At 70.9% G+C, this 19,539-nt stretch carries 24 protein-coding genes; 21 read left to right on the top strand and 3 right to left on the bottom strand.

Annotation, left to right across the window (positions count from 1 at the left end):
• The first annotated feature begins 15 nt into the window (after nt 1-15).
• From rpsE to truA, 15 genes are all read left to right on the top strand, one after another.
• Nucleotides 16-675 carry a 30S ribosomal protein S5 gene (rpsE, locus tag L1785_RS17375; protein WP_236090544.1) on the top strand — a complete coding sequence of 220 codons (660 nt, stop codon included), beginning with the start codon at nt 16-18 and terminating at the stop codon, nt 673-675.
• On the top strand, nt 675-857 hold the full coding sequence (gene rpmD, locus L1785_RS17370) for a 50S ribosomal protein L30 (protein WP_236090543.1): 183 nt from the start codon (nt 675-677) through the stop codon (nt 855-857). Before rpsE ends, rpmD begins: the two co-directional genes overlap by 1 nt.
• 2 nt (nt 858-859) lie before the next feature.
• Nucleotides 860-1,354: a 50S ribosomal protein L15 gene (gene rplO, locus L1785_RS17365; RefSeq protein WP_236090542.1), complete on the top strand. Its 495-nt coding sequence runs from the start codon at nt 860-862 to the stop codon at nt 1,352-1,354.
• Nucleotides 1,355-1,566: 212 nt separating this feature from the next.
• Nucleotides 1,567-2,862: a preprotein translocase subunit SecY gene (secY, locus tag L1785_RS17360; protein ID WP_236090541.1), complete on the top strand. Its 1,296-nt coding sequence runs from the start codon at nt 1,567-1,569 to the stop codon at nt 2,860-2,862.
• Nucleotides 2,863-2,936: 74 nt separating this feature from the next.
• The gene (locus L1785_RS17355; protein WP_236090569.1) at nt 2,937-3,494 is read left to right on the top strand and encodes an adenylate kinase; all 558 of its coding nucleotides are present in this window, start codon (nt 2,937-2,939) and stop codon (nt 3,492-3,494) included.
• 3 nt (nt 3,495-3,497) lie between these two features.
• On the top strand, nt 3,498-4,394 hold the full coding sequence (locus L1785_RS17350) for a type I methionyl aminopeptidase (protein ID WP_236090540.1): 897 nt from the start codon (nt 3,498-3,500) through the stop codon (nt 4,392-4,394).
• A 76-nt stretch (nt 4,395-4,470) separates the two neighbouring features.
• Nucleotides 4,471-4,884 carry a hypothetical protein gene (locus L1785_RS17345; RefSeq protein ID WP_236090539.1) on the top strand — a complete coding sequence of 138 codons (414 nt, stop codon included), beginning with the start codon at nt 4,471-4,473 and terminating at the stop codon, nt 4,882-4,884.
• A gap of 333 nt (nt 4,885-5,217) precedes the next feature.
• Nucleotides 5,218-5,439: a translation initiation factor IF-1 gene (infA, locus tag L1785_RS17340; RefSeq protein ID WP_024286981.1), complete on the top strand. Its 222-nt coding sequence runs from the start codon at nt 5,218-5,220 to the stop codon at nt 5,437-5,439.
• Between the two features lie 125 nt (nt 5,440-5,564).
• Nucleotides 5,565-5,678: a 50S ribosomal protein L36 gene (gene rpmJ, locus L1785_RS17335; protein WP_009740505.1), complete on the top strand. Its 114-nt coding sequence runs from the start codon at nt 5,565-5,567 to the stop codon at nt 5,676-5,678.
• Nucleotides 5,679-5,835: 157 nt separating this feature from the next.
• Entirely contained in the window at nt 5,836-6,210 is a 375-nt protein-coding gene (rpsM, locus tag L1785_RS17330; RefSeq protein ID WP_236090538.1) for a 30S ribosomal protein S13, read from the top strand.
• Nucleotides 6,211-6,276: 66 nt separating this feature from the next.
• The gene (rpsK, locus tag L1785_RS17325; protein WP_236090537.1) at nt 6,277-6,681 is read left to right on the top strand and encodes a 30S ribosomal protein S11; all 405 of its coding nucleotides are present in this window, start codon (nt 6,277-6,279) and stop codon (nt 6,679-6,681) included.
• Between the two features lie 164 nt (nt 6,682-6,845).
• Nucleotides 6,846-7,856 carry a DNA-directed RNA polymerase subunit alpha gene (locus L1785_RS17320; RefSeq protein WP_236090536.1) on the top strand — a complete coding sequence of 337 codons (1,011 nt, stop codon included), beginning with the start codon at nt 6,846-6,848 and terminating at the stop codon, nt 7,854-7,856.
• Nucleotides 7,857-7,922: 66 nt separating this feature from the next.
• On the top strand, nt 7,923-8,438 hold the full coding sequence (gene rplQ, locus L1785_RS17315; protein WP_236090535.1) for a 50S ribosomal protein L17: 516 nt from the start codon (nt 7,923-7,925) through the stop codon (nt 8,436-8,438).
• Between the two features lie 161 nt (nt 8,439-8,599).
• Complete coding sequence (locus tag L1785_RS17310; RefSeq protein WP_236090534.1) at nt 8,600-9,361, top strand: ROK family protein; 762 nt, start codon at nt 8,600-8,602, stop codon at nt 9,359-9,361.
• A gap of 63 nt (nt 9,362-9,424) precedes the next feature.
• Nucleotides 9,425-10,339 (top strand): tRNA pseudouridine(38-40) synthase TruA, encoded by a 915-nt coding sequence (gene truA / locus L1785_RS17305; protein WP_236090533.1) that lies wholly within the window; start codon nt 9,425-9,427, stop codon nt 10,337-10,339.
• A 17-nt stretch (nt 10,340-10,356) separates the two neighbouring features.
• Here truA and L1785_RS17300 read toward each other — a convergent pair whose 3' ends face one another.
• Complete coding sequence (locus L1785_RS17300; RefSeq protein ID WP_236090532.1) at nt 10,357-10,770, bottom strand: DUF5709 domain-containing protein; 414 nt, start codon at nt 10,768-10,770, stop codon at nt 10,357-10,359.
• A 486-nt stretch (nt 10,771-11,256) separates the two neighbouring features.
• Between L1785_RS17300 and rplM the strand changes: the two genes are divergently transcribed.
• The 4 genes from rplM (at nt 11,257) to L1785_RS17280 (ending at nt 14,718) form a co-directional block, all read left to right on the top strand.
• Complete coding sequence (rplM, locus tag L1785_RS17295; RefSeq protein ID WP_236090531.1) at nt 11,257-11,706, top strand: 50S ribosomal protein L13; 450 nt, start codon at nt 11,257-11,259, stop codon at nt 11,704-11,706.
• A gap of 39 nt (nt 11,707-11,745) precedes the next feature.
• Nucleotides 11,746-12,231, top strand: coding sequence for a 30S ribosomal protein S9 (rpsI, locus tag L1785_RS17290; protein WP_236090530.1), 486 nt, complete (start codon nt 11,746-11,748; stop codon nt 12,229-12,231).
• Between the two features lie 220 nt (nt 12,232-12,451).
• Complete coding sequence (glmM, locus tag L1785_RS17285) at nt 12,452-13,813, top strand: phosphoglucosamine mutase (RefSeq protein WP_236090529.1); 1,362 nt, start codon at nt 12,452-12,454, stop codon at nt 13,811-13,813.
• A 194-nt stretch (nt 13,814-14,007) separates the two neighbouring features.
• Entirely contained in the window at nt 14,008-14,718 is a 711-nt protein-coding gene (locus L1785_RS17280) for a DedA family protein (RefSeq protein WP_236090528.1), read from the top strand.
• Nucleotides 14,719-14,721: 3 nt separating this feature from the next.
• On the opposite strand, the gene coaA is transcribed toward L1785_RS17280, so the two are convergent.
• Nucleotides 14,722-15,717, bottom strand: a complete 996-nt coding sequence (coaA, locus tag L1785_RS17275; protein WP_236090568.1) for a type I pantothenate kinase — start codon at nt 15,715-15,717, stop codon at nt 14,722-14,724.
• Between the two features lie 98 nt (nt 15,718-15,815).
• Between coaA and glmS the strand changes: the two genes are divergently transcribed.
• Both glmS and L1785_RS17265 read left to right on the top strand, forming a co-directional pair.
• Complete coding sequence (glmS, locus tag L1785_RS17270; RefSeq protein ID WP_236090527.1) at nt 15,816-17,705, top strand: glutamine--fructose-6-phosphate transaminase (isomerizing); 1,890 nt, start codon at nt 15,816-15,818, stop codon at nt 17,703-17,705.
• A 277-nt stretch (nt 17,706-17,982) separates the two neighbouring features.
• A complete protein-coding gene (locus L1785_RS17265) occupies nt 17,983-18,333 on the top strand; it encodes a holo-ACP synthase (protein WP_236090526.1) in 351 nt (116 codons plus the stop codon).
• Nucleotides 18,334-18,474: 141 nt separating this feature from the next.
• On the opposite strand, the gene L1785_RS17260 is transcribed toward L1785_RS17265, so the two are convergent.
• Nucleotides 18,475-19,506, bottom strand: a complete 1,032-nt coding sequence (locus L1785_RS17260) for an LLM class F420-dependent oxidoreductase (protein ID WP_236090525.1) — start codon at nt 19,504-19,506, stop codon at nt 18,475-18,477.
• Nucleotides 19,507-19,539 lie beyond the last annotated feature (33 nt).

Raw genomic sequence — 19,539 nt, 5'->3', positions numbered from 1 at the left:
GAAGAGGACTCTCTGATGGCTGCAGGGCAGCGCACCGGCGCCCCCCAGGGTGCCGCCAACGAGAACAACAACGAGCGCGGGGAGCGTCGCGGTCGCCGCGACGATCGTCGCAACGACCGCCGCGAGGCGGAGAAGAGCGCCTTCGTCGAGCGCGTGGTGACGATCAACCGCGTCTCCAAGGTCGTCAAGGGTGGTCGCCGCTTCAGCTTCACCGCGCTGGTCGTGGTGGGCGACGGTGACGGCACCGTGGGCGTCGGCTACGGCAAGGCCAAGGAGGTGCCCGCGGCGATCGCCAAGGGTGTCGAGGAGGCGAAGAAGAGCTTCTTCCGCGTCCCTCGCATCCAGGGCACCATCCCTCACCCCGTTCAGGGCGAGGCCGCTGCCGGTGTCGTGTTCCTCCGTCCGGCCTCGCCGGGTACCGGCGTGATCGCCGGTGGTCCGGTGCGCGCCGTGCTGGAGTGCGCCGGCATCCACGACGTGCTGAGCAAGTCGCTCGGCTCGTCCAACGCGATCAACATCGTGCACGCCACGGTGGCTGCCCTGCGCGGCCTCGAGCAGCCTGAGGCTGTCGCGGCGCGTCGTGGCCTGCCGCTGGAGCACGTGGCCCCGGCCGCGCTCCTGCGCGCCCAGGCTGCCGGCCGTGCCGAGGCTGCTGGTGCGAAGGCTGGTGCGTGATGGCTCGTCTCAAGGTGACCCAGCTCAAGTCCGCCATCGGCGGCAAGCAGAACCAGCGTGACACGCTGCGGACCCTGGGCCTCAAGCGGATCGGCGACACCGCCGTGAAGGAGGACCGTCCGGAGATCCGTGGCATGGTCAAGACGGTGGCGCACCTCGTCGCCGTCGAGGAGGTCGAGTGATCATGGCCAAGAGCTCAGAGAAGGCCGAGAAGACCGAGGCTGCTGAGACCAAGGTCCAGCCGCTCAAGGTCCACCACCTGCGTCCCGCCCCCGGTGCCAAGACCGCCAAGACCCGCGTGGGTCGTGGCGAGGGCTCCAAGGGCAAGACCGCGGGCCGTGGTACCAAGGGTACGAAGGCTCGCTACCAGGTTCCGCAGCGCTTCGAGGGTGGGCAGATGCCTCTGCACATGCGCCTCCCGAAGCTCCGCGGGTTCAAGAACCCGTTCCGCGTCGAGTACCAGGTCGTGAACCTGGACAAGCTCGGTGCGCTCTACCCCGAGGGTGGCTCTGTCACCGTCGCCGACCTCGTCGCCAAGGGTGCGGTCCGCAAGGGCCAGCCGGTGAAGGTGCTCGGCACGGGCGAGATCACCGTCAAGCTGGAGATCGCGGTCGACCGCGTCTCCACGTCCGCCAAGGACAAGATCCTGGCGGCCGGCGGCTCCGTCTCGGAGGACTGAGACTGGCACAGGGCCGGCAGCGCACTCGCGCTGTCGGCCCTGTGTGCTTGCGGCATGGTCAAGAAAGTGCCGGGAGCGACGTAGAATCCGTCACGGTCCAGCCGTCGCACCACGCTGACTCACAGCGCGGCGCGGCGTGGCCCACGACCGTCACTTCTCGCCGGGGTCGCCCGGCGACATGAGAACCCGCCTCGGCGGGCCAGGAGGACAGGGTGCTCAGCGCATTCGGCCGGGCTTTCCGGACGCCAGACCTGCGGCGCAAGCTGCTGTTCACGATCGCGATCATGTCGCTCTTCCGCGTCGGGTCGTTCATCCCGACGCCGGGTGTCGACTACGCCAACGTGCAGCAGTGCATCGCGACGCAGGGCGACAACACGCTGCTCGGTCTCGTGAACGTCTTCAGCGGCGGCGCGCTGCTGCAGCTGTCGATCTTCGCGCTCGGCATCATGCCGTACATCACCGCGAGCATCATCATCCAGCTGCTGCGGGTCGTCATCCCCCGGTTCGAGACCCTCCACAAGGAGGGTCAGTCCGGTCAGACGAGGCTGACGCAGTACACCCGGTACCTGACGATCGCGCTCGCGATCCTGCAGTCCACCACCGTCATCACGACGGCGCGCCAGGGCCTCCTGTTCCAGGGCTGCGCCTTCGACGTGATCGCGGACGACAGCATCCTCACGTCGATCCTCATGGTCGTCACGATGACCGCCGGCACCGGCCTGGTGATGTGGCTCGGCGAGCTCATCACGGAGCGCGGCGTCGGCAACGGCATGTCGCTGCTCATCTTCACGTCGATCGCGGCCGGCTTCCCGACCGCCCTGTGGTCGATCGCGGGCGGCGCCAGCGGCGTCCGCAACTTCATCATCATGATCCTGGTGATCGTCCTGGTCGTCGGCCTGGTCGTGTTCGTCGAGCAGTCGCAGCGCCGCATCCCGGTGCAGTACGCGAAGCGCATGGTCGGCCGCCGCATGTACGGCGGCACGAGCACCTACATCCCGATCAAGATCAACATGGCCGGCGTGATCCCCGTGATCTTCGCGGCCTCGATCCTGGCGATCCCAGGCCTCATCGCCCAGTTCGGTGACCCGACATCCTCATGGGTCGTGTGGATCTCGAACAACCTGGTCCAGCAGTCCGAGCCGCTCTACATCGCGCTCTACACGCTGATGATCATCTTCTTCTGCTTCTTCTACACCTCGATCACGTTCAACCCGGACGAGGTCGCGGACAACATGAAGAAGTACGGCGGCTTCATCCCCGGCATCCGCGCCGGCCGCCCCACCGCGGAGTACCTCGACTTCGTGATCACGCGCATCACCTCCGCCGGTTCCCTGTACCTCGCGCTCATCGCGCTCATCCCGACGCTGGTGCTCGTCTTCCTCGGTGTCACGACATCCCTGCCGTTCGGCGGCAGCTCGATCCTCATCGTGGTCGGCGTCGGGCTGGAGACGGTCAAGCAGATCGACTCGCAGCTGCAGCAGCGTCACTACGAAGGATTCCTCCGTTGAGTGAAAACACCACCGCCTCGCGCCGTGCCCTGCACGCCCACGGTCCCGAGGGCCGGATCACCCGCCTGGTGATCATGGGTCCGCAGGGCTCGGGCAAGGGGACGCAGGCCGCCCGGCTCGCCGACACGTTCGAGATCGTCGCGATCTCGACGGGCGACATCTTCCGCGCCAACATCAAGGGCGAGACCGAGCTCGGCCGCCTCGCCCGGGAGTACACGAAGAAGGGCGAGCTCGTCCCGGACTCGGTCACGAACGACATGGTCCGCGCCCGCCTCGCGGAGGACGACGTCAAGGGTGGCTTCATCCTCGACGGCTACCCCCGCAACGCGGCCCAGGTGGCCGAGCTCGACTCGATCCTGGGTGACCTGGGCTGGGAGCTGGACGGCGTCATCGAGCTCACCGCGGACCGCGGCGAGCTCCTCGCCCGCATCGTCAAGCGCGCCGAGATCGAGGGCCGCGAGGACGACACCGAGGAGGCCGTCGCGCGGCGCCTCGACATCTACGACGAGCAGACGGCCCCGCTGACTGCCGCGTACGCGGAGCGCAACCTGCTCGTGCAGGTCGACGGCATCGGCGAGATCGACGAGGTCACCGAGCGCATCGTGAAGTCCCTCGCGACCCAGCTGGGCTGAGCGATGGTCTTCGGGCGAGAGCGCATCGAGTACAAGACGCCGGACCAGGTGCGCCTCATGCGGCGCGCCGGTCTGGTCGTCGCCGACGCGCTCGCCGCCGTCCGCGAGGCGGCCCGTCCGGGCATGACCACCGCGGACCTGGACGCGGTGGCCGCGAAGGTGATCGCCGAGGCGGGCGCCACCCCCTCCTTCCTCGGGTACCACGGGTACCCGGCAGTGATCTGCACGTCGGTCAACGACGAGGTCATCCACGGCATCCCGGGAGACCGGGTGCTCGCGGTGGGTGACCTCGTCTCGATCGACTGCGGCGCGATCGTCGAGGGGTGGCACGGGGACTCCGCCGTGAGCTTCGTCCTCGGCCCGGACGGCCCGGTCTCGCACGACGTGCCCCCCGATCCCCAGGGCGGCGGGCCGGGCGTCCCGGGCGTCGACGCCGACGACGTCGCGCTCGTCCGGGCAACGGAGGCCGCCTTGTGGGCAGGAATCGCCGCCCTCGCGAGCGGCAGGCGCCTGAACGACGTCGGGGTCGCCGTGGAGGCGGCCGTCGACCTGGCGGGCGGCGCGACGGGTGCCGAGTACGGCATCGTCGAGGGCTACGTCGGTCACGGCATCGGCACGGCGATGCACCAGCCGCCGGACGTGGTCAACTACCGCACGTCGACCGCCGGCCCGAAGCTGCGCCCGGGCATGTGCCTGGCCATCGAGCCGATGGTCACCCGAGGCACCGACCAGACCCGGGTGCTCGAGGACGACTGGACGGTCGTCACCGAGGACGGGTCGCGCGCGGCCCACTGGGAACACTCGGTCGCCATCCTCCCGGGCGGGATCGTCGTGCTGACTGCGCCCGACGGGGGAGCGGAGCGCCTTGCGGCGCTCGGCGTGACGATCGCGTCTCTCTGACGTCTCGTCCCGAGGGTCGCTCAGGCTCAGGCAGGGCCCTATTGTTGGAACGGTCAGTAGGGCTACACTCGGCCTGGTGACCGACGACGTCCACGCCTCGCCCGCCCTCGAGCCGCCTCGTCCGCGCTCGGCGACCCGCCGGTCCTGGCGTGACGTGGTTGCTGCGACGTCGTCCCTGCTCCGCCGCCTCGGCCCGTGGCTCGGCCTCTGGGCCCGCCGCCTCGCGGGCAGCCCGTTCCTCTGGGCGGGCGCCGTTCTCGGCTTCGTGTCCTGTCTGCCGGTGTGGCTCTGGGTCCTCCTGCTCGGCGGCGCCACGTGGGTCGGTGGCGCGTGGATGTGGCACCGGCACGGGCGTACCGAGGTTCTCGCCCTGGGGATCGGGCTCGTTCTCGGCTGGGTCCCGTGGATCGTCGTGGTGGCGCTGGCCGACTGGCCGGCGATGCACTTCGGGCCGCCCGGCGTGGTCTACGACCTGTTCGAGTGGAGCTGACCGCTCCCGGCCGCCCGTCGCGGGGCAGGGTTCCCGACCAGGCGTCGGCCGTGGTGAGGCTCACGCGCCGGGGCGGCCCTCCGGCGTCGGCCTCCGCTTTGAATGCTTGCGACGATGACGTAGGCTAGATCGCTGGGTGTAGTCCGTTCTTCCGGCGTTCATCAACACTGCCCGCCCGCGCACGTGCGCGGTGCGAGGCGCTGCGAACGCCGGCGCCGCCCCAGGCGGCGGACGGGTGCACGCGACATCCACGTCCTGACCGACGAGCCGCGGGAATCCCGCGTGGTCGTCGCACGGGCGTGGGAGCAGTCCAGACGAGAGTTAGCGGAGGATATGGCAAAGAAGGACGGTGTCATCGAGATCGAGGGCAGCGTGGTCGAGGCTCTGCCGAACGCGATGTTTCGCGTGGAGCTGGCGAACGGCCACAGGGTTCTCGCGCACATCTCGGGCAAGATGCGGCAGCACTACATCCGGATCCTCCCCGAGGACCGCGTGGTGGTGGAGCTCAGCCCGTACGACCTGTCCCGCGGCCGGATCGTCTACCGCTACAAGTAGTCAGTCCCCGATCCGGGGCTGCACAGTCCGGGTGACCGGTCGCGCAGCCGCGCGATCGACAACCCACGACACTGCCGCCGTCGGGCCGGGTGACCGGGCCGAGCGACGGCGGAGGAATGAATCCGATGAAGGTCAAGCCGAGCGTCAAGAAGATCTGCGACAAGTGCAAGGTGATCCGCCGGCACGGTCGCGTCATGGTGATCTGCGAGAACCTGCGCCACAAGCAGCGTCAGGGCTGATCTCGATCTGAGTCACCAGGTGGCGGCAGCCACCACCAGCGCACCACCACGAACCTCCGTCGCAGGAGGGGAACCCTCGGTCCGGAGGCCGGGGCCCGCGGCCACGCGGGAGGGCGGTGCGGCAGACCTCCGACGAAGTACAGGAGCCGGAAGGCACATGGCACGTCTTATCGGCGTCGACCTCCCCCGCGACAAGCGGCTCGAGGTTGCGCTCACCTACATCTACGGCGTCGGCCGTACCCGCGCCCAGCAGACGCTGGCCGCGACCGGGGTCAGCCCGGACGTCCGCGTGAAGGACCTCGGCGACGCCGAGCTCGTCACGCTGCGTGACTACCTCGAGGCGAACTTCAAGCTCGAGGGTGACCTCCGCCGTGAGGTCGCGGCCGACATCCGCCGCAAGGTCGAGATCGGTACCTACCAGGGTCTGCGTCACCGTCGCGGGCTGCCGGTGCGCGGTCAGCGCACGAAGACCAACGCGCGCACCCGCAAGGGACCGAAGCGCACCGTCGCGGGCAAGAAGAAGGCCCGCTGATAGCAGTCCGTGGAGCGGGCCACCGAGCCCGCCCCGGTCCGATCAGACCCAGGAGAGAACCAGCACATGCCTCCCAAGACTCGCGCGACTGCCGCGCGCAAGCCGCGCCGCAAGGACAAGAAGAACATCCCGCTCGGCCAGGCTCACATCAAGAGCACGTTCAACAACACGATCGTCTCGATCACCGACCCGTCGGGCGCCGTGATCTCGTGGGCGTCCGCCGGCCACGTCGGCTTCAAGGGCTCCCGCAAGTCGACGCCGTTCGCCGCGCAGCTCGCGGCCGAGTCGGCTGCGCGCCGCGCTCAGGAGCACGGCGTCAAGAAGGTCGACGTGTTCGTCAAGGGCCCGGGCTCCGGTCGTGAGACCGCGATCCGCTCCCTCCAGGCGACCGGCCTCGAGGTCGGGTCGATCCAGGACGTGACGCCCCAGGCGCACAACGGCTGCCGCCCCCCGAAGCGTCGCCGCGTTTGATCTTCCTCGCGGAGCGGTGCGCCTGCAGGGCCCTGGTGGCCCCGGGGGCGCACCGCCACCGCGGCGAAACCCTGTCTCACAGGCAGACCTAGCCCTGTGAGGCCGCGAGAGATCGCGAGCCGTGATGCGTCATATGGCGGACGCACACTGAAAGGACACCCACCGTGCTGATCGCACAGCGCCCCGTGCTGACCGAAGAGGTCATCTCGGAGTACCGTTCCCGCTTCTCCATCGAGCCGCTCGAGCCTGGCTTCGGCTACACGCTCGGCAACTCGCTGCGTCGCACGCTGCTGTCGTCCATCCCGGGCGCAGCGGTGACCTCCATCCGCATCGACGGGGTGCTCCACGAGTTCTCCACCGTGCCGGGTGTGAAGGAGGACGTGACCGAGATCATCCTCAACATCAAGAACCTGGTCGTCTCCTCCACGGAGGACGAGCCGGTCGTGATGTACCTGCGCAAGCAGGGTGCTGGTGCGGTGACCGCCGCGGACATCGTTCCGCCGGCGGGCGTCGAGGTGTACAACACCGACCTGCACATCGCCACGCTCAACGAGAAGGGCAAGCTCGAGATCGAGCTGACCGTCGAGCGTGGACGTGGTTACGTGTCCGCCGCGCAGAACAAGCAGTTCGACGCGGAGATCGGCCGGATCCCGGTCGACTCGATCTACTCGCCCGTCCTCAAGGTCACCTACAAGGTGGAGGCCACCCGAGTCGAGCAGCGCACCGACTTCGACAAGCTCGTCGTCGACGTCGAGAGCAAGCAGGCGATCTCGCCTCGCGACGCGTTCGCCTCGGCCGGCAAGACCCTTGTGGAGCTGTTCGGCCTTGCCCGTGAGCTCAACATCGAGGCCGACAGCGTCGAGATCGGCCCCTCGCCGACGGACACCGCGCTCGCCGCGGACCTCGCGCTGCCGATCGAGGAGCTGAACCTCACGATCCGTTCGTACAACTGCCTCAAGCGCGAGGGCATCCACCAGGTGGGTGAGCTCGTCGCGCGCAGCGAGGCGGACCTGCTCGACATCCGGAACTTCGGCGCCAAGTCGATCACCGAGGTCAAGGAGAAGCTCGCCGAGCTCGGTCTGAGCCTGAAGGACTCGCCGCTGGACTTCGATCCGTCCGGCGCCCAGTACTTCGAGGCCGACGACGAGGCCGCGTACAGCGACGAGCAGTTCTGATACGTCCCGCCGCCGCGGGCCCACGGGCCCGCGGCGGCGCGGAACCACTTTTAAGGAGCACAAGCAATGCCTACCCCCACCAAGGGTCCGCGGCTCGGCGGTGGCCCGGCTCACGAGCGCCTGATCCTCGCGAACCTGTCCACGGCGCTCTTCGAGCACGGCCGCATCACCACGACGGAGACCAAGGCCAAGCGGCTGCGCCCGCTCGCCGAGCGTCTCATCACGTTCGCCAAGCGCGGCGACCTGCACGCCCGCCGTCGGGTCCTGACGGTCGTGCGTGACAAGGGCGTGGTGCACACGCTCTTCACCGAGATCGCCCCGGCCATGGCCGAGCGCAACGGTGGCTACACGCGCATCACCAAGATCGGCACCCGCAAGGGCGACAACGCCCCCATGGCGGTCATCGAGCTCGTGACCGAGGCCGTGAGCCCGAAGCAGGCCGTCGTCCGCGAGGCCGCCAAGGCCACGGAGAAGGCCGCCAAGGCCGCCCCGGTCGAGGACGCGCCCGTCGAGGTCGTCGAGGACGCCCCCGTCGAGGACGCGCCGGTGGCCGAGGAGACCGAGGAGAAGAAGGAGGCCTGAGCCTCCCTTTCCCGTGAAGGGCCCTGCCCCGCCCTCGGGCGGCGCGGGGCCCTTCGTCGCGCCCGGGGCAGGCCGGCAGGGTCGCGCGGGGCGGTCGACCTCGCGCGGGGCGCGCGGTCCGACGGGCCTCACGTCCCGTCCGGTGTTCGTACAGTGGCGGCATGCACGACACGCTCACTCTCGCCGTCGACTGCGGGGGCGGTGGCATCAAGGCCGCCGTCCTCGACGCGGCCGGCACCGCCCACGCCAGCCCCTTGCGGGTCCCGACGCCGTACCCGCTGCCACCAGGGCTCCTCGTCGACACGATCGCGAAGATCGCCGGGGAGCTGCCGCCCGCGAGCCGCGTCACGGTCGGCATGCCCGGCATGATCCGCAGCGGCGTCGTCGTCCACACACCGCACTACATCACTCGTTCAGGTCCTCGCTCGCGGGTCGACCCGGACCTTCGCGAGGCGTGGACGAACTTCGACATGCAGGCGGCCGTCGGGGCGCGACTCGGGCTCCCGGCCCTCGTGCTCAACGACGCGGAGGTGCACGGCGCTGGGGTGGTCGCTGCCTCCGGGCTCGAGCTGGTGCTGACGCTCGGCACCGGGCTGGGATCGGCCCTGTTCCACGGCGGGAGGCTCGCCCCGCACCTCGAGTGGTCGCGCGCCCCGCTGCGCCGCGGCCTCACGTATGACCAGTACATCGGCGAGCCCGAACGCCGTCGGCTCGGCGACGCCCTCTGGTCGAGGCGCGTCGTGACGATGGTGGACGGCCTGCGGCCGGTCTTCCTGTGGGACCGCCTGTACATCGGGGGCGGCAACTCGCGGCGGATCACCGCATCGGCGCTGGCGCGGCTCGGCGACGACGTCGTCGTCGTGCCCAACTCCGCGGCCCTCGTGGGCGGAGCACGGGCCTGGGACCTGCCCCAGGCGAGCTGAGGCGGCCCGCTCGCGGCCGGCGAGGCCTGCCTGCCGGGCGCCCGCGTGGGGGAGGATGGGCGCGTGAGCACGACCACCCGCCCGACCGTCCGCGTGCGGCTCGACCTGGCCTACGAGGGCACCGGCTTCGCCGGCTGGGCCCGGCAGCCCGGCCTGCGCACCGTCCAGGGCGCCCTCGAGGAAGGCCTGGCGACGATCCTGCGGACGGGCCCCCTGGGCCTGCCGGTGCCCCGCCTGACCGTGGCGGGCCGCACGGACGCGGGCGTGCACGCGCGCGGCCAGGTGGCGCACGTCGACGTGCCGGCGGAGCGCTGGCTCGCCATGCCCGGCCGGTCGGACCGGGAGCCCGGCGACGCGCTCGTCACGCGGCTGGCCGGAGTGCTGCCCCCCGACGTCGTGGTGCGGCGTGCCGTCCCGGCGCCGGTGGGCTTCGACGCCCGGTTCTCAGCGCTGCACCGCAGCTACGCGTACCGCATCGCCGACGACCCCACGCTGCGCGACCCGCTTCGGCGCACGCACGTGCTGTGGTCGCGGCGCCCGCTCGACGTCGCCGCCATGGACGAGGCCTGCCGCCCGCTCATCGGGGTGCGCGACTTCGCCGCCTACTGCAAGCCGCGGCCCGGTGCCACGACGATCCGCGAGCTCCAGCACCTGTCCTGGTCCCGCCCGCAGGACGGCCCCGACGCCGGGCTCGCGGTCGCCCAGGTCCGCGCCGACGCGTTCTGCCACAACATGGTGCGCGCGCTCGTGGGGGCCTCGATCGCCGTGGGGGAGGGGCGCCGGCCGGTTGCCTGGCCCGCGGAGCTGCTCGCATCCCGACGGCGCGACGCCGGTGCGGTCGTCGTCCCGCCGCACGGCCTCGTGCTCGAGGCGATCAGCTATCCGCCCGACGCCGAGCTCGCGGCCCGGGCCGACCGGATCCGCGCGATGCGGATGGACGAGGACGTCTGGGACGAGGCCCCCGCGACACAGGCGTGAGGAGGGCCGGAGCCCCGTCAGGGCTCGTCGACCCAGTGGACCGCGGCCTCCTCCGCGCTCGCGCCGGCGCCGTCGATCCCGGCGTCGCCGCCGTACAGGTCGTTCTCGCGTCCGCCCTCCTCGCCGGGGTCGGCGTCGTTGTCGGAGACGAGGCGTCCGGCGCGCGTCGTGTCGGGACGGTCGAGGGGATCGGCCTCCCAGTAGTCGGGCTCTTCCTCGGCCAGGCGCTGGTCGAGGGACTCGCCGTGCACCTCCTCCCACGGGGTCTCGCCCCAGTGGTTGCCGCGCGGGCGGTCGGGCGGGGAGTAGCCCTCGTCGAGCACGTCGTCGCTGCCCCGGTAGATCAGGGTGTCGTCGGGCTGGAGCTGGTCGGTGTCGCCCTCGGCGCCGGTCTCCGGGTCGGGCGTCGTGGCGGGGGTGTCGGAGGTCATACCCCTACCGTGGCACTGCGACGACCGCAATGCACGCGCGTCGTGCAGCCGGGCGGGTCGCCGTCGGGCAACCAATATCACAGCTGTCGTTTGCGCATGTCACGACGGTCTGTACGCTCTCGTCAGGCTCAGGGAGTCCCGGCTGTACAGGGGTGCGCCGGGGCCGGTCGACGGGGGGTTGCGAGCGGGGTGTGGCGCGGTCCGCGCCGCCCCCGCTCGCCTGCCCTGTTCAGCCGTCCGGGACCGGCCGCGCGCCACGCCGGGTGTGGCATACCTCGTGTGACGAGCTCCGCTTTGACCGCTCCGAGTCCCGCCAGGTACTCTGTTGAGTCGTTGTGCTTTCCCTCCGACGTCCTGCACCGGCAGCGCGCCCACTCGCGTGCCGGCGTCTGGCCCGGACGTCACCTGAGATCCCGCGCACAACTACTGACTCATCGGGCGCCGCTTCTCGCCCGACGACACCGAACACGAAAAAGGTTACGAACCGTGCGTACGTACACCCCGAAGCCCGGCGACGTCCAGCATGACTGGTACGTCGTCGACGCGACCGACGTCGTCCTGGGCCGCCTGGCCAGCCAGGTCGCCACACTCCTGCGCGGGAAGCACAAGCCGACCTTCGCCCCGCATGTCGACGGCGGTGACTTCGTCATCGTCATCAACGCGGAGAAGGTCGCCCTGAGCGGCACCAAGCGCGAGACCAAGCTCGCATACCGCCACTCCGGTTACCCGGGCGGTCTGCGTTCCATCGCGTACGGCGAGCTGCTGGACAAGAGCCCGCGCAAGGCCATCGAGAAGGCTGTCCGCGGCATGCTGCCGAAGACCTCCCTCGGCCGTGCCCAGATCAGCAAGCTGAAGGTCTATGCGGGTGCCGAGCACCCGCACGCGGCGCAGCAGCCCAAGCCGTTCGAGATCACCCAGGTTTCGCAGCAGGCCTGAGGCCGCTGCTGACGACGCGAAGGACGCGAGGACACCACAGTGGCAGAGACCACGGTTGACATCGAGCTGGACGGCGAGACGCCCAGCACCTACACCACCGAGACGACCACGCCCGCGACGCGTGGCCAGTCCATCACCGCCCCGGGCCAGGCCCTCGGGCGTCGCAAGGAGGCCGTGGCGCGCGTGCGCCTCGTCCCCGGCACCGGCCAGTGGAAGATCAACGGCCGCACCCTCGAGGGCTACTTCCCGAACAAGGTGCACCAGCAGCTGGTCAACTCCCCGCTGAAGCTCGTCGAGGTCGAGGGTCGTTTCGACGTCATCGCCCGCATCAACGGCGGCGGCAGCTCCGGCCAGGCCGGCGCGCTGCGCCTCGGCATCGCCCGTGCGCTCAACGCGATCGACATCGAGGCGAACCGTCCGGCGCTCAAGAAGGCCGGTTTCCTGACCCGCGACGCCCGCGTGGTCGAGCGCAAGAAGGCTGGTCTCAAGAAGGCCCGCAAGGCGCCGCAGTACAGCAAGCGCTGACGTACGGTGCAGCGAAGGGTGCGGGCCGAGGTACGAGGCACGCGCCTGGAGCGGAACTGTAGGAAGTGCTTGGCAGCACCCCGCTGATCGCGCTCTGTGCTGCAGCGATGGCCCCGCCGGACGTGTCCGGCGGGGCCATCCCCGTTCAGCGGCCCTCCGGGTACACCACACCCGGAGCCCGCTACGGTGGACCGGGAACAATGACTCAGAAGGAGACTCGATGAGCAGGCTATTCGGCACGGACGGCGTGCGCGGTCTCGCCAACCAGGACGTCACCGCGGAGCTCGCGCTCGCGCTGGGCGGCGCCGCCGCGCGCGTGCTCGCCGCGGAGGTCGGGGCCGGGCACCGCCCGCGTGCCGTGGTGGGCCGTGACCCCCGCGCGTCGGGCGAGTTCCTCGCCGGCGCGGTGTCCGCAGGCCTCGCCGCCGCGGGCGTCGACGTGCTGATCCTCGGCGTGCTGCCCACGCCGGCGCTGGCGTACCTCGTCAGCGAGCTGGACGCCGATCTCGGGGTCATGGTGTCCGCGTCGCACAACCCGATGCCGGACAACGGGATCAAGTTCTTCGCGCGGGGCGGCCTCAAGCTCGACGACGACGTCGAGGACGCGATCGCCGCCCGGCTCGACGAGCCGTGGGACCGGCCCGTCGGCGCCGACGTCGGCCGGATCCGCGTGGACGCCGGCGCCGCCGTCGCGCAGTACGTGAAGCACCTGACCGCGAGCGTGAGCACAACGCTCGAGCACCGCCCGCTCGAGGGCCTGCGGATCGCGATCGACTGCGCGAACGGCGCGGCGAGCGAGGTGGGCCCGGAGGCCCTGCGCGCGGCCGGCGCCGACGTCGTCGTGATGAACGCCAGCCCGGACGGCCGCAACATCAACGAGAAGTGCGGGTCCACGCACCCGGAGCAGCTGCAGGCAGTGGTCGTGGCCTCGGAGGCAGACTTCGGCGTCGCGTTCGACGGCGACGCGGACCGCTGCATCGCCGTCGACCACACCGGCACGATCGTCGACGGCGACCAGGTGCTCGGCATCCTGGCGAGCGCGCTCAAGGCCGACGGTCGCCTGCCGGGCGACACGCTCGTCGTCACCGTCATGAGCAACCTCGGCCTTCTCCTCGCGATGCGGGACGTCGGCATCAACACCGTGCAGACCGCCGTGGGCGACCGCTACGTGCTCGAGGAGATGCGCGCCCACGGGTACGGCCTGGGGGGCGAGCAGTCGGGCCACATCATCCTCGCGGAGCACGCCACGACGGGCGACGGCGTCCTGGCGGCACTGCACCTCGCCGCGTGGGTCAAGGCGTCCGGCCGGCGCCTCGCCGACCTCGCCTCCGACGTGCCGCGCCTGCCGCAGACCCTCGTCAACGTCAAGGGCGTCGACAAGGGGCGCGCCACCACCGACGTGGGGGTCCAGACGGCCGTCGCCAAGGCCGAGGCGCTGCTGGGCGGGACGGGCCGCGTCCTGCTGCGTTCCTCGGGCACGGAGCCGCTCGTGCGCGTCATGGTCGAGGCCGGGTCCCAGGACCAGGCGGAGTCCGTTGCGGCCGAGCTGGCCGAGGTCGTACGGGAGCGCCTCGCGCTCTGACGTGCCGTTCTGGCGCGGGCCTGTGTGAACCGCGGGTGAACCTTTCGTTCAGGGATGAACGTTTCGGGAATCCGGGTCGTTGCAGGGTTGTCCCTGGTGCCCACCATGGCTCTCGCCTGCATACGCTTGATGGTGCGGCACCGGGTCGGCGCCGCACTCAGCCCGGGCGCGCCCGGCCGACGAACCGAGGACTCGTGCTCGACGCCCTGACCGTCTTCCTGGACTCGCTGGAGTCCTGGATCCTCGCCCTGGCAGCGTCGCCCTGGGTGTACCCGGCCATGTTCGGCTTCGCGACGATCGATGGGTTCTTCCCGCCGCTGCCGAGCGAGTCCGTCGTCATCACGCTGACGGTCGCCGCCTCGCACTCGGGCACGCCGGAGCTCTGGCTGGTGCTCGTCACGGCGGCGCTCGGCGCGTGGACCGGCGACCAGATCGCCTACCAGATCGGCCGCATGATCGGCACGGAGCGGGTGCCGTTCCTCCGAGGCCCGCGTGGCCGCCGCGCCGTCGCCTGGGCAGAGCGCGCGCTGGCCCGGCGGGCCGCCTCGTTCATCCTCGCGGCGCGCTACGTGCCGATCGGCCGCGTGGCCGTCAACATGACGGCCGGCGCCGTCGGCTACCCGCGCCGCCCGTTCATGCTCATCGCGGCCGTCGCCGCCGTCATGTGGGCGATCTACTCGACGCTGATCGGGCTCGTCGCCGCACGGTGGCTCGGGCACGAGCCGCTCCTGGCCATCGGCCTCGGCGTCGTCCTGGGCGTCGCGCTCGGCTTCGTGATCGACAAGATCGTCATGTGGATCACCGGCGGCAACGACGCGGAGCCGGAGGCCGAGCCCGAGAAGGTGACCGTGCCGCCCGAGGTGACCGGACGGGACACCCTCGGCGGCGACGACCGGGCGGCCTGACCGCTACAGCTTGCGCAGGCGGACGCGCTGGACCGTGTGGTCCGAGCCCTTCGTGAGCACCAGCGTGGCCCGCCCGCGGGTCGGCAGGATGTTGTGCTCCAGGTTCGGGGCGTTGATCGACTCCCAGATCGACAGCGCGCGCTCGGTCGCCTCCTCGTCGGTCAGCGCGGCGTACCGGCGGAAGTACGAGTCCGGGCGGGAGAACGCGGTGCGGCGCAGCTCGAGGAACCGGTCCACGTACCACTGGCGGATGTTGCGCGTGCGGGCGTCGACGTAGATCGAGAAGTCGAAGAAGTCGCTCACCGCCACGGTCGACTCGTCGACGGCGCTCGGCCGGGCGGGCTGCAGCACGTTCAGGCCCTCCACGATGAGGACGTCCGGCTTGCGCACCACGACCTCCTCGCCCGGCACGATGTCGTAGATGACGTGCGAGTACAGGGGGACGCGGACCTCGGCCTGGCCCGCCTTGACCCGGGAGAGGAAGCGGATCAGGGCCCGGCGGTCGTAGGACTCGGGGAAGCCCTTGCGCTCCATGAGGCCCCGGCGGGAGAGCTCCGCGTTCGGGTAGAGGAAGCCGTCGGTGGTGATCAGCTCGACGCGCGGCGTCTCGGGCCAGCGCGCCAGCATCTCGCGCAGGACACGCGCCGTCGTCGACTTGCCGACGGCGACCGACCCGGCGACCCCGATGACGTACGGGGTACGCGGCGGGTCCTCGCGCAGGAAGGTCGAGGTCGCCTGGTGCAGGCCGGTCGTCGCCGTCACGTACAGGTTGAGCAGGCGGGACAGAGGGCGGTAGATCGCGTCGACCTCGGCCAGGTCGATGGGATCGCCAAGACCCCGCAGGCGCTCGACGTCCTCGTCGGTCAGCGGGAGCGGCGTGGACGCGGAGAGCTTGCTCCATGCCGCGCGGTCGAGGTCCACGTACGGTGATGCCGGCGCCGACGACAGCAGGTGCTCACCGAGGTCCGTGGTCGAGAACTGGTTTACCACCCGCACGATTGTGCCCCACGAGACCCAGTACCAGACAGGGCAGGTCGCCCGGGCGACTGTGAGCCGCGTCATCGGCCCTTCCGGAGCGCTGAACTAGACTCCCCGGCATGTGCGGGATCGTCGGATACACAGGATTGGGCTCAGCGGCTGCGGGGAGCGGCGCGACGCCGTCGGGCACGCCGCTGGACATCGCTCTCGAGGGCCTCCGGCGCCTGGAGTACCGGGGGTACGACTCCGCCGGCGTCGCGCTCGTGGCGCCCGGGCTGGCCGGCGTCGCCATGGCGAAGAAGGCCGGGAAGCTCTCCAACCTCGTCGAGGAGCTCGCCGAGCACCCGCTGCCGCCGGCCACGGCCGCCATCGGGCACACGCGCTGGGCGACGCACGGCGGCCCCACCGACGCGAACGCCCACCCGCACCTCGCGGACGACGACCGGCTGGCCGTCATCCACAACGGCATCGTCGAGAACTTCGGGACGCTCAAGAACGAGCTGCTGGCCGACGGCGTCGAGTTCCGCTCCGAGACCGACACCGAGGTCGCCGCGCAGCTGCTCGCGAAGGCGTACCGGAAGACCGGCAACCTCACGGAGGCCATGGCCGAGGCCGCCCGCCGGCTCGAGGGCACGTTCACGCTGCTCGCCGTGCACGCCGACGCCCCGGACACGGTGGTGGGCGCGCGGCACGACTCGCCGCTCGTCGTGGGTCTCGGCGAGGGGGAGAACTTCCTCGGGAGCGATGTCGCCGCGTTCATCGCGCACACCCGCGAGGCGCTGGAGCTGGGCCAGGACCAGATCGTCACGATCACGCCGACGTCCGTCGCGGTGTGCGACTTCGACGGCAAGCCCGCCGAGGCGAAGCGCTTCACGGTCGACTGGGACGCCGCCGCCGCGGAGAAGGGCGGCTTCGACTCCTTCATGGACAAGGAGATCCACGACCAGCCGCACGCCGTGGCCGACACCCTGCTCGGCCGCACGGACGCGTCGGGCAAGCTCGTGCTCGACGACCTGCGCATCGACGAGTCCGTGCTGCGGGCGGTCAACAAGATCATCGTCGTCGCGTGCGGCACCGCGGCCTACGCCGGTCACGTCGCCAAGTACGCGATCGAGCACTGGTGCCGCATCCCCGTCGAGGTGGAGCTCGCCCACGAGTTCCGCTACCGCGACCCGATCGTCGACGAGAAGACGCTGGTCGTGGCCGTCACGCAGTCCGGCGAGACGATGGACACGCTCATGGCCGTGCGTCACGCGCGTGTCCAGGGCGCGAAGGTCATCTCGATCGTGAACACCCACGGCTCGACCATCCCGCGCGAGTCCGACGCCGTGCTCTACACGCACGCCGGGCCCGAGGTCGCGGTGGCGTCGACGAAGGCGTTCCTCGCCCAGATCACTGCGGCGTACCTCCTGGGCCTCTACCTCGCGCAGCTGCGCGGGAACAAGTTCCCCGACGAGATCGCGACGCTGCTCGACGACCTGCGCGACATGCCCCGCAAGATCCAGACCGTCATCGAGCGCGGCGAGTACGTCCGCGCGACGGCGCGGTCCATGCGGGACGCGAAGTCGGTGCTGTTCCTCGGCCGGCACGTCGGGTTCCCGGTAGCGCTCGAGGGTGCGCTCAAGCTCAAGGAGCTCGCGTACATCCACGCCGAGGGCTTCGCCGCCGGGGAGCTCAAGCACGGGCCGATCGCGCTCATCGACGAGGGTCAGCCGGTCTTCGTCGTCGTGCCGTCGCCGCGGGGCAGGGACTCCCTGCACTCCAAGGTGGTCTCCAACATCCAGGAGATCCGGGCGCGCGGTGCCCGCACGCTCGTCATCGCGGAGGACGGCGACGACGTCGTGCGCCAGTACGCCGACGAGATCTTCTGGATCCCGCAGGCGCCGACGCTGCTCCAGCCCCTGCTCGCCGTGGTGCCGCTGCAGATCTTCGCGATGGCGCTCGCCAACGCCAAGGGCCTGGACGTGGATCAGCCGCGCAACCTGGCGAAGTCCGTCACGGTCGAGTGACGGTGCGACGCCGGCTGCCGGCACGTCAGGGGTCGCCGGCGTCACTGGAGCAGCGCGTAGACCAGTGCCGCAAGCAGCACGACGACGACCACGCCGAACACGGTGACGAGAACTGTGGGAAAGGGCAGCTTGTCGTCGTCCTCGGACACGGGTGCCTCCACTTGAGCAAGCGATCACGCCACGCAGGCGCGTTCTTTACTCTAGCAACGGAAACGGGCGGAGCGTACAAACCTCTCAGGCCGGCCGGGCGCGGCTCGTCGCGCCGTAGGGTGGGCCCATGATCATCGGGGTGGGCATCGACGTCGTCAACGTCGACCGGTTCATGGAGACCCTGGAGCGCACCCCGCGGCTCCGCGAGAAGCTGTTCACCGTCGCCGAGCGGGACCTGCCGGCCTCGTCCCTCGCCGCGCGGTTCGCCGCAAAGGAGGCGATCGCCAAGGCGCTCGGCGCCCCGGGCACGATGCGCTGGCACGACGCGACCGTGCACCGCGTCGTCGGCGGCCCGCCCGTCGTCGAGCTGTCGGGGACGGTCGCGGCCCGTGCTGCCGAGCTCGGCGTCGTCGCGTGGCACCTGTCGATCTCCCACGACGCCGGGATCGCGTCCGCGATGGTCGTGGCCGAGGGCTGATGCGAGCGTGGGGGGGGGGGGGCCCCCCCCCCCCCCCCCCCCCCCCCCCCCCCCCCCCGGCCCGGGGGGGGGGGGGGGGGGGGGGCGCGGGGGGGGGGGGGGGGGGCGGCGCGCCCCCCCCCCCCCCCCCCCACCGCAGCGTCAGCCCTGCAGGGCCGGGATGACCTGCTTCTCGAAGAGCTGGATCCCCGAGCGGTCGTAGGCCGCCTCCTGGAAGTACGTGATCGCGTACTCCAGGCCGAGGGCCTGGAGCCCCTGGAGCTTCTCGACGATCTGCTCGGGCGTGCCCGACAGGTGGTTGTTGCGCCAGGTGGCGATCGCCTGCTCCGCCTTCTCCGGCACCCACGTGTGCAGGTGCGACTCGATCCAGGCGAGCTTGTCCGCCACCTCCTTCTCGGTCGCGCCGATCACCACGTTGTAGTTCGCCGACCGCGTGATCTCGCCGAAGTCCCGGCCGACGTCCCGGCAGTGCTGCTCCAGGATCGCGGACTTGTGCGAGAAGCCCTCCGGCGAGCCGTCGAAGTTCGTGTACTGCGCCCACTGCGCCGCGATGCGCAGCGTCTTCTTCTCGCCGCCGCCGGCGATCCACAGCGGGATCGACGGCCGGCCCTCGAGCTGCTGCAGCGGCTGCGGGTAGCACCGCGCGCCGTCGACCTGATACCGCTTCCCGTCCAGCGTGGCCGAGCCCTCGCGCCACATCTGTGCCATGATCTGCACGCCCTCGTCGAGCGCGCGGAGGCGCTCGCCCGCCGTCGGGAAGCCGTACCCGTAGGCCCGCCACTCGTGCTCGTACCAGCCGGCGCCGATGCCCATCTCGACGCGCCCGCCGGAGATGATGTCGACCGTCGAGGCGACCTTCGCGAGGTACGTCGGCTCGCGGTACGCCATGCAGGTGCACATCTGGCCGAGGCGCACGCGCTGCGATGCCGCCGCGAACGCCGCCATGAGGGTCCATGCCTCGTGCGTGGCCTGGGTGGTCACCTGGGGCACGGTGTGGAAGTGGTCGTAGACCCACACGCTCTCCCAGGCGAACTCGCCGCCGGGGATCGCCTCACCCGCGGCGGCGTTGTCCGCATGGTGCAGCAGCCCCAGCATCGTCTCCCAGTGGTGCTCCGGCGCGATGTCGACGAGGTCGACGCGCCATCCCTGCGGAATGAAGAGTCCGAATCGCATGGACCGAGAGTAATCCGGTGGTTCGGCTGCCGT

The sequence above is a fragment of the Antribacter soli genome, from assembly GCF_021568775.1.
Classification (GTDB): domain Bacteria; phylum Actinomycetota; class Actinomycetes; order Actinomycetales; family Cellulomonadaceae; genus Antribacter; species Antribacter soli.
The sequence above is the reverse complement of the archived record's forward strand: the minus strand, read 5'-3'. Positions and strand labels throughout refer to the sequence as shown.

Coding starts and splice junctions, on each gene's coding strand:
- rpsE (WP_236090544.1), top strand. CDS start 16: ATGGCTGCAGGGCAGCGCACCGGCGCCCCCCAGGGTGCCGCCAACGAG.
- rpmD (WP_236090543.1), top strand. CDS start 675: ATGGCTCGTCTCAAGGTGACCCAGCTCAAGTCCGCCATCGGCGGCAAG.
- rplO (WP_236090542.1), top strand. CDS start 860: ATGGCCAAGAGCTCAGAGAAGGCCGAGAAGACCGAGGCTGCTGAGACC.
- L1785_RS17355 (WP_236090569.1), top strand. CDS start 2,937: ATGGGTCCGCAGGGCTCGGGCAAGGGGACGCAGGCCGCCCGGCTCGCC.
- L1785_RS17350 (WP_236090540.1), top strand. CDS start 3,498: ATGGTCTTCGGGCGAGAGCGCATCGAGTACAAGACGCCGGACCAGGTG.
- infA (WP_024286981.1), top strand. CDS start 5,218: ATGGCAAAGAAGGACGGTGTCATCGAGATCGAGGGCAGCGTGGTCGAG.
- rpmJ (WP_009740505.1), top strand. CDS start 5,565: ATGAAGGTCAAGCCGAGCGTCAAGAAGATCTGCGACAAGTGCAAGGTG.
- rpsM (WP_236090538.1), top strand. CDS start 5,836: ATGGCACGTCTTATCGGCGTCGACCTCCCCCGCGACAAGCGGCTCGAG.
- rpsK (WP_236090537.1), top strand. CDS start 6,277: ATGCCTCCCAAGACTCGCGCGACTGCCGCGCGCAAGCCGCGCCGCAAG.
- rplQ (WP_236090535.1), top strand. CDS start 7,923: ATGCCTACCCCCACCAAGGGTCCGCGGCTCGGCGGTGGCCCGGCTCAC.
- L1785_RS17310 (WP_236090534.1), top strand. CDS start 8,600: ATGCACGACACGCTCACTCTCGCCGTCGACTGCGGGGGCGGTGGCATC.
- L1785_RS17300 (WP_236090532.1), bottom strand. CDS start 10,770: ATGACCTCCGACACCCCCGCCACGACGCCCGACCCGGAGACCGGCGCC.
- glmM (WP_236090529.1), top strand. CDS start 12,452: ATGAGCAGGCTATTCGGCACGGACGGCGTGCGCGGTCTCGCCAACCAG.
- glmS (WP_236090527.1), top strand. CDS start 15,816: ATGTGCGGGATCGTCGGATACACAGGATTGGGCTCAGCGGCTGCGGGG.
- L1785_RS17265 (WP_236090526.1), top strand. CDS start 17,983: ATGATCATCGGGGTGGGCATCGACGTCGTCAACGTCGACCGGTTCATG.
- L1785_RS17260 (WP_236090525.1), bottom strand. CDS start 19,506: ATGCGATTCGGACTCTTCATTCCGCAGGGATGGCGCGTCGACCTCGTC.